The 12,363-nt window shown below is 63.8% G+C and carries 11 protein-coding genes; all 11 read left to right on the forward strand.

All coding sequences use genetic code 11. The features are described from left to right. The first annotated feature begins 47 nt into the window (after positions 1-47). The 11 genes from nuoE (at position 48) to BCR55_RS12620 (ending at position 12,294) form a co-directional block, all read left to right on the forward strand. Positions 48-533: an NADH-quinone oxidoreductase subunit NuoE gene (gene nuoE, locus BCR55_RS12570; protein ID WP_006398802.1), complete on the forward strand. Its 486-nt coding sequence runs from the start codon at positions 48-50 to the stop codon at positions 531-533. Continuing rightward, on the forward strand, positions 530-1,840 hold the full coding sequence (gene nuoF, locus BCR55_RS12575; protein ID WP_006398803.1) for an NADH-quinone oxidoreductase subunit NuoF: 1,311 nt from the start codon (positions 530-532) through the stop codon (positions 1,838-1,840). The genes nuoE and nuoF overlap by 4 nt, the downstream gene beginning before the upstream one ends. Before the next feature lie 82 nt (positions 1,841-1,922). Further along, positions 1,923-4,253, forward strand: a complete 2,331-nt coding sequence (gene nuoG, locus BCR55_RS12580) for an NADH-quinone oxidoreductase subunit NuoG (protein ID WP_006405564.1) — start codon at positions 1,923-1,925, stop codon at positions 4,251-4,253. Beyond that, the gene (nuoH, locus tag BCR55_RS12585; protein WP_006398805.1) at positions 4,254-5,321 is read left to right on the forward strand and encodes an NADH-quinone oxidoreductase subunit NuoH; all 1,068 of its coding nucleotides are present in this window, start codon (positions 4,254-4,256) and stop codon (positions 5,319-5,321) included. A gap of 12 nt (positions 5,322-5,333) precedes the next feature. Then, positions 5,334-5,822 (forward strand): NADH-quinone oxidoreductase subunit NuoI, encoded by a 489-nt coding sequence (nuoI, locus tag BCR55_RS12590; RefSeq protein WP_006398806.1) that lies wholly within the window; start codon positions 5,334-5,336, stop codon positions 5,820-5,822. A gap of 122 nt (positions 5,823-5,944) precedes the next feature. Next, a complete protein-coding gene (locus BCR55_RS12595) occupies positions 5,945-6,595 on the forward strand; it encodes an NADH-quinone oxidoreductase subunit J (RefSeq protein ID WP_006405563.1) in 651 nt (216 codons plus the stop codon). 18 nt (positions 6,596-6,613) lie between these two features. Beyond that, entirely contained in the window at positions 6,614-6,919 is a 306-nt protein-coding gene (gene nuoK / locus BCR55_RS12600) for an NADH-quinone oxidoreductase subunit NuoK (protein WP_004185739.1), read from the forward strand. Positions 6,920-6,936: 17 nt separating this feature from the next. Further along, positions 6,937-8,991 carry an NADH-quinone oxidoreductase subunit L gene (gene nuoL, locus BCR55_RS12605; RefSeq protein ID WP_006405562.1) on the forward strand — a complete coding sequence of 685 codons (2,055 nt, stop codon included), beginning with the start codon at positions 6,937-6,939 and terminating at the stop codon, positions 8,989-8,991. A gap of 16 nt (positions 8,992-9,007) precedes the next feature. Continuing rightward, entirely contained in the window at positions 9,008-10,498 is a 1,491-nt protein-coding gene (locus tag BCR55_RS12610; protein WP_006398809.1) for an NADH-quinone oxidoreductase subunit M, read from the forward strand. Positions 10,499-10,534: 36 nt separating this feature from the next. Further along, entirely contained in the window at positions 10,535-11,998 is a 1,464-nt protein-coding gene (gene nuoN / locus BCR55_RS12615; RefSeq protein ID WP_006410118.1) for an NADH-quinone oxidoreductase subunit NuoN, read from the forward strand. Then, complete coding sequence (locus BCR55_RS12620; protein ID WP_006398811.1) at positions 11,998-12,294, forward strand: DUF2818 family protein; 297 nt, start codon at positions 11,998-12,000, stop codon at positions 12,292-12,294. Before nuoN ends, BCR55_RS12620 begins: the two co-directional genes overlap by 1 nt. Positions 12,295-12,363: the final 69 nt, after the last annotated feature.

Below are 12,363 nucleotides of genomic sequence, written 5' to 3' on the forward strand. Positions count from 1 at the left end.
GCGGCAGGTTGTTCGTTCGGTAGGAATTGAAAGAGTCGTGTCTGAAAATGATCTCAGCTGAAGGCCTGAAGGAAATCGATCGAGCGTTGACGAAGTATCCCGCCGATCAGAAGCAGTCCGCCGTGATGTCGGCGTTGGCCGTCGCTCAGGAAGAGCATGGCTGGCTGTCGCCCGAACTGATGCAGTTCGTTGCGGACTATCTCGGCATGCCGGCCGTCGCCGTGCAGGAAGTCGCGACGTTCTACACGATGTACGAGCTGAAGCCGGTCGGCAAGCACAAGATCACGCTCTGCACGAACCTGCCGTGCCAGCTCGGACCGCACGGCGGCGCGGAGGCGACGGCCGACTACCTGAAACAGAAGCTCGGCATCGACTTCGGCGAGACCACGCCGGACGGCAAGTTCACGCTGAAGGAAGGCGAGTGCTTCGGTGCGTGCGGCGACGCGCCGGTGCTGCTGGTGAACAACCACAAAATGTGCAGCTTCATGAGCCGCGAGAAGATCGACCAGCTGCTTGAGGAGCTCTCGAAATGACGTCCCTTCACGACCGTCACATCAAACCGCTGATCCTCGCTGGTCTGAACGGCGAGAACTGGCATCTCGAAGACTACGTTGCGCGCGGCGGCTACAAGCAGCTGCGCCGCATTCTCGAAGAAAAGATTCCGCCCGAGCAGGTGATCGCCGACGTCAAGGCGTCGGGCCTGCGCGGCCGCGGCGGTGCGGGCTTCCCGACCGGCCTGAAGTGGAGCTTCATGCCGCGTCAGTTCCCGGGGCAGAAGTACCTCGTCTGCAACTCGGACGAAGGCGAGCCGGGCACGTTCAAGGATCGCGACATCCTGCGCTGGAATCCGCATGCGCTGATCGAAGGGATGGCCATCGGCGCCTACGCGATGGGCATCACGGTCGGCTACAACTACATCCACGGCGAGATCTTCGAAGTGTATCGACGCTTCGAGGCGGCGCTGGAAGAGGCACGCGCGGCCGGTTTCCTCGGCGACAACATCATGGGCTCGGAATTCTCGTTCCAGCTCCATGCGCACCACGGCTACGGTGCGTACATCTGCGGCGAGGAAACGGCGCTGCTCGAATCGCTCGAAGGCAAGAAGGGCCAGCCGCGCTTCAAGCCGCCGTTCCCGGCGAGCTTCGGCGTGTACGGCAAGCCGACCACGATCAACAACACCGAGACGTTCGCCGCGGTGCCGTTCCTGCTCGCCGTCGGCCCGCAGAATTATCTCGAGCTCGGCAAGCCGAACAACGGCGGCACGAAGATTTTCTCGGTGTCGGGCGACGTCGAGCGTCCGGGCAACTATGAAGTGCCGCTCGGCACGCCGTTCGCGACGCTGATGGAGCTCGCCGGCGGGATGCGCGGCGGCAAGAAGATCAAGGCCGTGATTCCGGGCGGCTCGTCCGCACCGGTGGTGCCGGGCGACATCATGATGCAGACCGACATGGACTACGACTCGATCGCGAAGGTCGGCTCGATGCTCGGTTCGGGCGCGGTAATCGTGATGGACGAGACGCGCTGCATGGTGCGCTCGCTGCTGCGCCTGTCGTACTTCTACTACGAGGAATCGTGCGGTCAGTGCACGCCGTGCCGCGAAGGTACCGGCTGGCTGTATCGCGTCGTCAACCGCATCGAGCACGGCGAAGGCCGCCAGGAAGACCTGGATCTGCTCAATTCGGTCGCCGAGAACATCATGGGGCGCACGATCTGCGCGCTGGGCGACGCGGCTGCGATGCCGGTGCGCGGGATGCTCAAGCACTACTGGGACGAATTCGCGTACCACGTCGAGCACAAGCGCTGCATGGTCGGCGGTCACGCGCACGCGGCGGCGGCCTGACGCGAAACCGGTTGCGGAATTTGAGCGCACGGTCGGGCGAATGCGCGAACGGGCGGAAATAGGTTAAGGACCATTCACCATCATGGTTGAACTTGAAATAGACGGCAAGAAGGTCGAGGTGCCCGAAGGCAGCATGGTGATCCAGGCTGCGCACAAGGCGGATACGTACATTCCTCACTTCTGCTATCACAAGAAACTGTCGGTCGCGGCCAACTGCCGGATGTGTCTCGTCGAAGTCGAGAAGATGCCGAAGGCCGTGCCTGCCTGCGCGACGCCCGTGTCGGCCGGCATGATCGTGCGCACGCAGTCCGACAAGGCCGTGAAGGCGCAGCAGTCGGTGATGGAATTCCTCCTCATCAACCACCCGCTCGACTGCCCGATCTGCGATCAGGGCGGCGAATGCCAGCTGCAGGATCTGGCGGTCGGCTACGGCAAGTCGTCGTCGCGCTACTCGGAAGAGAAGCGCGTGGTGTTCCACAAGAACGTGGGCCCGCTGATCTCGATGGAAGAGATGTCGCGCTGCATTCACTGCACGCGCTGCGTCCGCTTCGGCCAGGAAATCGCCGGCGTGATGGAGTTCGGCATGCTCGGCCGCGGCGAACATTCGGAAATCACGACCTTCGTCGGCAAGACTGTCGATTCCGAGCTGTCGGGCAACATGATCGACCTGTGCCCGGTCGGCGCGCTGACCAGCAAGCCGTTCCGCTACAGCGCACGTACCTGGGAACTGTCGCGCCGCAAGTCGGTGAGCCCGCACGATTCCGTCGGCGCGAACCTCGTCGTGCAGGTGAAGAACAACCGCGTGATGCGCGTGCTGCCGTTCGAGAACGAAGCGATCAACGAGTGCTGGATCTCGGACAAGGATCGTTTCTCGTACGAAGGCCTGAACAGCGAAGAGCGCCTGACCAAGCCGATGCTCAAGCAGGGCGGCCAGTGGATCGAGACCGACTGGCAGACCGCGCTCGAGTACGTCGCGAAGGGCCTGAAGGGTATCGCGGCCGATCACGGCGCGAATGCGCTGGCGATGCTGTCGAGCGCGCACAGCACCGCTGAAGAACTGTTCCTGCTGAAACAGCTCGCAGACGAACTGAAGACGCCGAACGTCGATTTCCGTCTGCGTCAGCTCGATTTCTCGGCGCCCGTCGACGGCGCGCCGTGGCTCGGCATGCCGATCGCCGATCTGTCGAACGTGAACGCCGCGTTCGTCGTCGGTTCGGATCTGCGCCGCGATCACCCGCTGTTCGCAGCGCGCCTGCGTCAGGCCGCGAAGAACGGCGCGAAGGTGCATTTCCTGCACGCGACCGGCGACGACGCCCTGATCCCGACCGCGCAGCGCATCGTCGCCGCGCCGTCCGCCTGGCTCGACGAACTCGCCGGCATCGCCGCGGCGGTCGCGCAACTGCGCAGCGTCGCGCTGCCGGACACGCTCGCGGGCGTCACGGCGTCGGCGGCCGCGCAGGCTGTCGCACAGTCGCTCGCGAACGGCGAGCGTCGCGTGCTGCTGCTCGGCAACGCGGCCGTCCGTCATCCGGAATTCGCGAAGCTGCACGCCGTCGCGCAGTGGATCGCCGACAACACCGGCGCAACCTTCGGCTTCCTGACCGAAGCGGCGAACACGGTCGGCGCGCACGTCGTCGGCGCACTGCCGGGCCACGGCGGGCTGAATGCGCGCGAAGCGTTCGCGCAGCCGCGCAAGGGCTACGTGCTGCTGAACGTCGAGCCGGAATTCGACACGGCCGATCCGGTGCAGGCGCTCGCCGCGCTGAACCAGGCCGAGATGGTCGTCGTGATGTCGCCGTTCAAGCACGGTCTCGACTATGCGGACGTGCTGCTGCCGATCGCGCCGTTCACCGAAACGGCCGGCACGTTCGTCAACGCGGAAGGCACCGTGCAGAGCTTCAACGGCGTCGTGCGCCCGCTCGGCGAAACGCGTCCGGCGTGGAAGGTGCTGCGCGTGCTCGGCAGCCTGCTCGGCCTGCCGAACTTCGAATACGAAACGGCGGAAGAAGTGCGCCTCGCCGCACTTGGCGAAGCAGGCGTCGCGAGCCGTCTGTCGAACAAGACGTCGGTCGCGCCGGCGCGCGTCGCGGCGAAGGCCGCGAACGGCAGCCTCGAGCGCCTCGCCGACGTGCCGATCTATCACGCCGACGCACTCGTGCGCCGTGCGGGTGCGCTGCACCTGACGGCGGCCGCGAAGGCGGCGAACACCGTCGGCCTGCCGGCCGCGCTGTTCGACAAGCTGGGCTTGAAGGAAGGCGACGCGGTGCGCGTGCGCCAGGGCGAGCGTGCGGTGCAGTTGCCGGCCGTGCGCGACGCGAATCTTGCGGAGACGGTCGTTCGCGTGTCGGCGGCGACGCCTGCCGGCGCAGCGCTCGGCAGCCTGTCCGGTGAACTGGTGGTGGAGAAGGCGTAAATGAGCTTGTTCGATACGATCAACGCGGGCGGAGCCCAGCTTCTCGGCGTCGCATGGCCGACGGTGTGGGCGCTCGTGCGCATCCTCGTCGTCGCCGTCGTGATCCTGCTGTGCGTCGCGTACCTGATTCTGTGGGAGCGCAAGCTGATCGGCTGGATGCACGTGCGTCTCGGCCCGAACCGCGTCGGCCCGGCCGGCCTGCTGCAGCCGATCGCCGACGTGCTGAAGCTGCTTCTGAAAGAGGTGATTCAGCCGACCGCCGCCAGCCGCTGGCTGTACCTGATCGCGCCGATCATGACCGTCGTGCCGGCGTTCGCGGTGTGGGCGGTGATCCCGTTCCAGGCCGAAGCGGTGCTCGCGAACGTGAACGCGGGCCTGCTCTACGCGATGGCGATCTCGTCGATCGGCGTGTACGCGGTGATTCTCGCCGGCTGGGCGTCGAACTCGAAGTACGCGTTCCTCGGCGCGATGCGCGCCGCGGCCCAGATGGTGTCGTACGAAATCTCGATGGGCTTCGCGCTCGTGCTCGTGCTGATGACGGCCGGCAGCCTGAACCTCTCGGAAATCGTCAATTCGCAGCAGCACGGCTTCTTCGCCGGCCACGGCGTGAACTTCCTGTCGTGGAACTGGCTGCCGCTGCTGCCGGCCTTCGTCGTCTACTTCATCTCGGGCATCGCCGAAACGAACCGTCACCCGTTCGACGTGGTGGAAGGGGAGTCGGAAATCGTCGCCGGTCACATGATCGACTACTCGGGCATGGCGTTCGCGCTGTTCTTCCTCGCCGAGTACATCAACATGATCGTGATCTCGGCACTGGCCGCGACGCTGTTCCTCGGCGGCTGGGACGCACCGTTCGAATTCCTGTCGTTCATCCCGGGCATCTTCTGGCTGGTGCTGAAGGTATTCGCGCTGCTGTCGGTGTTCATCTGGGTGCGCGCGACGTTCCCGCGCTTCCGTTACGACCAGATCATGCGCCTCGGCTGGAAGGTGTTCCTGCCCGTCACGGTGATCTGGGTGGTCGTGGTCGGCTTCTGGATGATGTCGCCGCTCAACATCTGGGTGAAGTAATCGGACGAAATCATGACGGCAATCCAACACTTCTTTAAGACCTTCTTCCTGACCGAACTGCTGAAGGGGCTCGCGCTGACCGGCCGTTACACGTTCCGGCGCAAGTTCACCGTGCAGTTCCCGGAAGAGAAGACGCCGATTTCGCCGCGTTTTCGCGGGCTGCACGCGCTGCGCCGCTACGAGAACGGTGAAGAGCGCTGCATCGCATGCAAGCTGTGCGAGGCCGTGTGCCCGGCGCTCGCCATCACGATCGAATCGGAAACGCGCGCGGACAACACGCGCCGCACGACGCGCTACGACATCGACCTGACCAAGTGCATCTTCTGCGGTTTCTGCGAAGAAAGCTGCCCGGTCGATTCGATCGTCGAGACGCAGATTCTCGAGTACCACGGCGAAAAGCGCGGCGACCTGTATTTCACGAAGGAAATGCTGCTCGCGGTGGGCGATCGCTACGAGAAGGACATCGCCGCGGCGAAGGCTGCCGACGCGCCGTATCGTTGATTGTGTTTGCAGTGCCGGCCCGCGCATCGGCGATGTACGGGCTGTGCCGCCGCGACGGGTGCGGCACGCGAGAGCGTCCCGCAAGCCGCGCCTGACTATGGCCTAACGATGAACCGGTAATCATGGAATTCACGACCGTACTGTTCTACATCTTCGCGCTGCTCCTGGTGGTATCAGGGCTGAAGGTGATCACTTCGCGCAACCCGGTGGCGTCTGCGCTTTTCCTTGTGCTGGCGTTCTTCAACGCCGCCGCGATCTGGATGCTGCTCGAAGCGGAGTTCCTCGCGATCCTGCTGGTGCTGGTCTACGTGGGCGCCGTGATGGTGCTGTTCCTGTTCGTCGTGATGATGCTGGACATCAACATCGACTTCCTGCGACGCGACTTCAAGCGCTTCGTGCCGATGGCGACCGTCGTCGGCGCGATCATCGTGATCGAAACGGCGCTGATCCTGTGGCGCGGCTACGGCGACACGCATGCCGTGCACGCGATGACGTCGGGTGCGACCGAAGGCTGGTCGAACACGCGCCTGATCGGCAAGGTGATCTACACCGACTACATCTTCGCGTTCGAAATCGCCGGCCTCGTGCTGCTGGTCGCGATCATCGCCGCGATCGGGCTGACCTCGCACAAGGGCAAGGACAGCAAGCGCCAGCGCGTGTCGGATCAGGTCAAGGTGCGTCGCGACGATCGCGTGCGCCTCGTGAAGATGGAAGCGGACAAGCCGCAGCCGGAAACGGCGCAGAGCGAAGCCGGTACGGGCGCGAACGGCTAAGCGGAGGAAAAGAAAACCATGTTGACTCTTGCTCACTACCTCGTGCTCGGCGCGATCCTGTTCGCGATCGCGATCGTCGGGATTTTCCTGAACCGCCGCAACATCATCATCATCCTGATGGCGATCGAACTGATGTTGCTCGCGGTGAACACCAACTTCGTCGCGTTCTCGCACTACCTCGGCGACGTGCACGGCCAGATCTTCGTGTTCTTCGTGCTGACCGTCGCCGCAGCGGAAGCCGCGATCGGTCTCGCGATTCTGGTGACCCTGTTCCGTAAGCTCGACACGATCAATGTCGAGGATCTCGATCAGCTCAAAGGTTAATTTCAGGCAACGCTGTTATGTCAACGACACTCAATGAAAACCTGCTGCTGGCGATTCCGCTCGCTCCGCTGGCCGGCTCGCTGATTGCGGGGCTGTTCGGGAACGCAGTCGGGCGCAAGGGCGCACACCGGATCACGATCCTCGGCGTATTGATCGCGTTCCTGCTGTCGGCGAAAGTCTTCGTCGACGTGATGGGCGGCGCAAGCTTCAACGCGACCGTCTACGAATGGATGCACGTCGGCTCGCTGAAGCTCGAAGTCGGCTTCCTCGTCGATTCGCTGACGGCGATGATGATGGTCGTCGTGACCTTCGTGTCGCTGATGGTGCACATTTACACGATCGGCTACATGTCGGAAGAGGACGGCTACCAGCGCTTCTTCTCGTACATCTCGCTGTTCACGTTCTCGATGCTGATGCTCGTGATGAGCAACAACTTCCTGCAGCTGTTCTTCGGCTGGGAAGCGGTGGGTCTGGTGTCGTACCTGCTGATCGGCTTCTACTTCACGCGTGAGAGCGCGATCTACGCGAACATGAAGGCGTTCCTCGTGAACCGCGTGGGCGACTTCGGCTTCCTGCTCGGCATCGGCCTGCTGCTCGCGTTCGCCGGCTCGATGAACTACGGCGAAGTGTTCGCGAAGCGCGCGGAGCTCGCGAGCCTGCATTTCCCGGGCACCGACTGGGGCCTGCTGACGGTCGCCTGCATCTGCCTGTTCATCGGCGCGATGGGCAAGTCGGCGCAGTTCCCGCTGCACGTCTGGCTGCCTGACTCGATGGAAGGCCCGACGCCGATCTCCGCGCTGATTCACGCGGCGACGATGGTGACGGCCGGCATCTTCATGGTGTCGCGCATGTCGCCGCTGTTCGAGCTGTCGGATACCGCGCTGTCGTTCATCACGGTGATCGGCGCGATCACGGCGCTGTTCATGGGCTTCCTCGGGATCGTCCAGAACGACATCAAGCGTGTCGTCGCTTACTCGACGCTGTCGCAGCTCGGCTACATGACGGTCGCGCTCGGCGTGTCCGCCTATCCGGTGGCGGTGTTCCACCTGATGACGCACGCGTTCTTCAAGGCGCTGCTGTTCCTCGGCGCCGGCTCGGTGATCATCGGCATGCATCACGATCAGGACATGCGCAACATGGGCGGCCTGCGCAAGTACATGCCGATCACCTGGATCACGTCGCTGATCGGTTCGCTTGCGCTGATCGGTACGCCGTTCTTCTCGGGCTTCTACTCGAAGGACTCGATCATCGACGCGGTGAAGCTGTCGCACCTGCCGGGTTCGGGCTTCGCGTACTTCGCGGTCGTCGCGAGCGTGTTCGTCACGGCGCTGTACTCGTTCCGCATGTACTTCCTCGTGTTCCACGGCGAAGAGCGCTTCCGCCATCCGAAGCATCCCGAGTCGCCGATGGGCATGGCGGCCGCGCACGGCCACGACGATCACGGCCATGGCCACGGTCATGACGATCACGCACACGAGCCGCACGAGACCCCGTGGGTCGTCTGGGTGCCGCTGGTCCTGCTGGCGATCCCGTCGGTGATCATCGGCGCGATCGCGATCGGCCCGATGCTGTTCGGCGATTTCTTCCAGCACGGCGTCGCGTTCGACAAGGTGATCTTCATCGGCGAAAACCATCCGGCGCTGGCCGAGATGGCCGAGGAGTTCCACGGCTGGGTCGGCATGGGCCTGCATTCCGTGTCGGGCCTGCCGGTGTGGCTGGCGCTGGCCGGTGTCGTCGTCGCATGGTTCCTGTATCTGAAGCGTCCGGATCTGCCGGCGTCGATCCGCCGCGCGTTCGGTCCGATCTATACGCTGCTGGATAACAAGTACTACATGGACAAGATCAACGAAGTGGTGTTCGCCCGCGGTTCGGTGGCGATCGGCCGCGGCCTGTGGAAGGAGGGCGACGTCGTGGTGATCGACGGCCTCGTCAACGGCAGCGCCAAGTTCATCGGCTGGTTCGCCAGCGTGATCCGCTTCCTCCAATCCGGTTACATCTATCACTACGCGTTCGCCATGATCATCGGCATGCTGGGGCTCCTGACCCTGTTTGTAACGCTCGGCGGCAAATAAGGCGGGGGGACAACTAATGCACGCTTTTCCGATTCTCAGTACCGCGATCTGGCTGCCGATCGTTTTCGGCCTCCTCGTGCTCGCGGTCGGTAACGACAAGAACCCGGGGCCGGCACGCTGGATCGCGCTGATCGGCTCGCTGCTCGGTCTCGCCGTCACGATCCCGCTGATCACGGGCTTCGATGCGAGCACCGCTGCGCTGCAGTTCGTCGAGCAATCGACGTGGATCGAACGCTTCCAGATCTCGTATCACCTCGGCGTCGACGGCATCTCGATGTGGTTCGTGGTGCTGACCGCGCTGATCACGGTGATCGTCGTGATCGCTGCGTGGGAAGTGATCACCGAGAACGTCGCGCAGTACCTCGCCGCGTTCCTGATCCTGTCCGGGATCATGATCGGCGTGTTCTCGGCGGCCGACGGCCTGCTGTTCTACGTGTTCTTCGAGGCGACGCTGATCCCGATGTACATCATCATCGGCGTGTGGGGCGGCCCGAACCGCGTGTACGCGGCGTTCAAGTTCTTCCTGTACACGCTGGCCGGCTCGCTGCTGATGCTGGTCGCGCTGATCTACCTGTACACCGAGACGCACTCGTTCGACCTCGCGACGTGGCAGAACGCGAAGATCGCCATGACGCCGCAGATCCTGCTGTTCATCGCCTTCTTCCTCGCGTTCGCGGTGAAGGTGCCGATGTGGCCGGTCCACACCTGGCTGCCGGATGCGCACGTGGAAGCGCCGACGGGCGGCTCGGTCGTGCTGGCGGCGATCATGCTGAAGCTCGGCGCATACGGTTTCCTGCGTTTCTCGCTGCCGATCACGCCTGACGCAAGCCACTTCCTCGCACCGGTCGTGATCACGCTGTCGCTGATCGCGGTGATCTACATCGGCCTCGTCGCGATGGTGCAGGCCGACATGAAGAAGCTCGTCGCTTATTCGTCGATCGCGCACATGGGCTTCGTGACGCTCGGCTTCTTCATCTTCAACCAGCTCGGCGTCGAAGGCGCGATCGTGCAGATGATCTCGCACGGTTTCGTGTCGGGCGCGATGTTCCTCTGCATCGGCGTGCTGTACGACCGCGTGCACTCGCGCCAGATCGCCGACTACGGCGGCGTCGTCAACGTGATGCCGAAGTTCGCGGCGTTCGCGATGCTGTTCTCGATGGCGAACTGCGGCCTGCCGGGCACGTCCGGTTTCGTCGGCGAGTTCATGGTGATTCTCGCGGCCGTCCAGTACAACTTCTGGATCGCCTTCGGCGCGGCGTTCACGCTGATCCTCGGCGCGGCCTACACGCTGTGGATGTACAAGCGCGTCTACTTCGGCGCGGTCGCGAACGATCACGTTGCGAAGCTGAAGGACATCGGCCGCCGCGAATTCCTGATGCTCGCCGTGCTTGCCGCGTTCACGCTGCTGATGGGCCTGTATCCGAAGCCCTTCACCGACGTGATGCACGTTTCCGTGGAAAACCTCCTCTCCCATGTCGCGCAGTCGAAGCTGCCGCTGGCCCAGTAATCGCGAGCGGAGGAAATCAAGATCATGAACGCTCCTATGAATGTCCTGTTGCCTGACGCGCTGGTGATGGCCGCCATCATCGTCGCTTGGCTGAACGACACCTTTACCGGTGCATCCGGCCGCCGCCTCACATATCTGATCGCGGTGGTCTCGTCGGTGGTCGCCGGCGTCTGGTTTGCGGTGCAGGCGCTCGATCCGCAGCATTACTACTTCTTCTCGCGGATGGTCGTCGTCGATGCGTTCGCGAGCGCGATGAAGGCGGTCGTGTCGCTCGGTTTCGCCGTGTCGCTGATCTATTCGCGCAAGTACCTCGAAGATCGCGACATGTTCCGCGGCGACGTGTTCCTGCTCGGCATGTTCTCGCTGCTCGGTCAGCTCGTGATGATCTCGGGCAACAACTTCCTGACGCTGTACCTCGGCCTCGAGCTGATGTCGCTGTCGCTGTACGCGGTGATTGCACTGCGTCGCGACGGTGCGGTGTCGAGCGAAGCCGCGATGAAGTACTACGTGCTGGGCGCGCTCGCTTCGGGCTTCGTGCTGTACGGGATCTCGATGCTGTACGGCGCGACGGGCGGCTCGCTCGATCTCGCCGACGTGTACAAGGCCGTGAGCAGCGGCGGCACCGAAGACGCGGTGCTGATGTTCGGCGTGATCTTCATCGTGGCCGGTATCGCGTTCAAGCTCGGCGCCGTGCCGTTCCACATGTGGGTGCCGGACGTCTATCAGGGCGCGCCGACCGCGATGACGCTGTTCGTCGGCGGCGGTCCGAAGGTCGCGGCGTTCGCCTGGGGGCTGCGTTTCCTGGTGATGGGCCTGCTGCCGCTCGCGCAGAACTGGCAGACCGCGCTCGTGATCCTCGCCGCGCTGTCGCTGATCGTCGGCAACATCACCGGTATCGTCCAGCGCAACATCAAGCGGATGCTCGCGTACTCGGCGATCTCGAACATGGGCTTCGTGCTGCTCGGCCTGCTCGCCGGCATCGTGAAGGGCGACGCGGCCGCACCGGCAAACGCGTACAGCTCGGCGATGTTCTACGCGATCGTCTATCTGATCACGACGCTCGGCTCGTTCGGCGTGGTGATGCTGCTCGCGCGCCGCGACTTCGAAGCGGAAACGATCGACGACTTCAAGGGCCTCAACAAGCGCAGCCCGGTGTTCGCGTTCGTGATGATGGTGATGATGTTCTCGCTGGCCGGCATTCCGCCGACCGTCGGCTTCTACGCGAAGCTCGCGGTGCTCGAGGCGACCGTCAACGCGGGCCTCACGTGGCTGGCCGTGCTGGCCGTGATCACGTCGCTGTTCGGCGCGTTCTACTACCTGCGCATCGTCAAGCTGATCTACTTCGACGCACCGCAAGACTCGACACCGATCGCCGGCGATTTCTGCAAGCGCACGATCCTGGTGCTCAACGGCATCGCGGTCGTCGTGCTCGGCCTGATCCCGAGCCCGCTGCTGACGGTGTGCCTGGACGCACTCCGTCACTCGCTGCCGACGCTGTAATGTCGGCCGCGGGCTGGTTTATCGTGCTGTTGGCGCTCGCGGGCGCCAACCTGCCGTTTCTGAACCAGCGTCTGTTCGCCGTCGTGCCGATCGGCGCGGCGAAGAAGGGCGCGTGGATCCGGATCGGCGAACTGATCGTGCTGTATTTCGTTGTCGGCGCGCTCGGCTTCTGGCTCGAATCGCGCGCCGGCAACCGCTTCGAACAAGGCTGGCAGTTTTACGCGATCACGTTCAGTCTGTTCGTCGTGTTCGCGTTTCCCGGCTTCACGTTCCAGTATCTCGTCAAACGACGCTGACAACGTCCCGGCCGCGCTCGTCGCGGCTTCGCACACGCGTGCGGCCGGGCGCAGTCCTTGCGCCCGGTT

The organism is Burkholderia sp. CCA53 (assembly GCF_001685525.1).
Classification (GTDB): domain Bacteria; phylum Pseudomonadota; class Gammaproteobacteria; order Burkholderiales; family Burkholderiaceae; genus Burkholderia; species Burkholderia multivorans.

Bases quoted from the DNA above. Each gene is read 5' to 3' on its own strand.
- nuoL (WP_006405562.1), top strand. From the start codon at position 6,937: ATGTCAACGACACTCAATGAAAACCTGCTGCTGGCGATTCCGCTCGCT.
- BCR55_RS12610 (WP_006398809.1), top strand. From the start codon at position 9,008: ATGCACGCTTTTCCGATTCTCAGTACCGCGATCTGGCTGCCGATCGTT.
- BCR55_RS12620 (WP_006398811.1), top strand. From the start codon at position 11,998: ATGTCGGCCGCGGGCTGGTTTATCGTGCTGTTGGCGCTCGCGGGCGCC.
- nuoN (WP_006410118.1), top strand. From the start codon at position 10,535: ATGAATGTCCTGTTGCCTGACGCGCTGGTGATGGCCGCCATCATCGTC.
- BCR55_RS12595 (WP_006405563.1), top strand. From the start codon at position 5,945: ATGGAATTCACGACCGTACTGTTCTACATCTTCGCGCTGCTCCTGGTG.
- nuoF (WP_006398803.1), top strand. From the start codon at position 530: ATGACGTCCCTTCACGACCGTCACATCAAACCGCTGATCCTCGCTGGT.
- nuoE (WP_006398802.1), top strand. From the start codon at position 48: ATGATCTCAGCTGAAGGCCTGAAGGAAATCGATCGAGCGTTGACGAAG.
- nuoK (WP_004185739.1), top strand. From the start codon at position 6,614: ATGTTGACTCTTGCTCACTACCTCGTGCTCGGCGCGATCCTGTTCGCG.
- nuoG (WP_006405564.1), top strand. From the start codon at position 1,923: ATGGTTGAACTTGAAATAGACGGCAAGAAGGTCGAGGTGCCCGAAGGC.
- nuoI (WP_006398806.1), top strand. From the start codon at position 5,334: ATGACGGCAATCCAACACTTCTTTAAGACCTTCTTCCTGACCGAACTG.
- nuoH (WP_006398805.1), top strand. From the start codon at position 4,254: ATGAGCTTGTTCGATACGATCAACGCGGGCGGAGCCCAGCTTCTCGGC.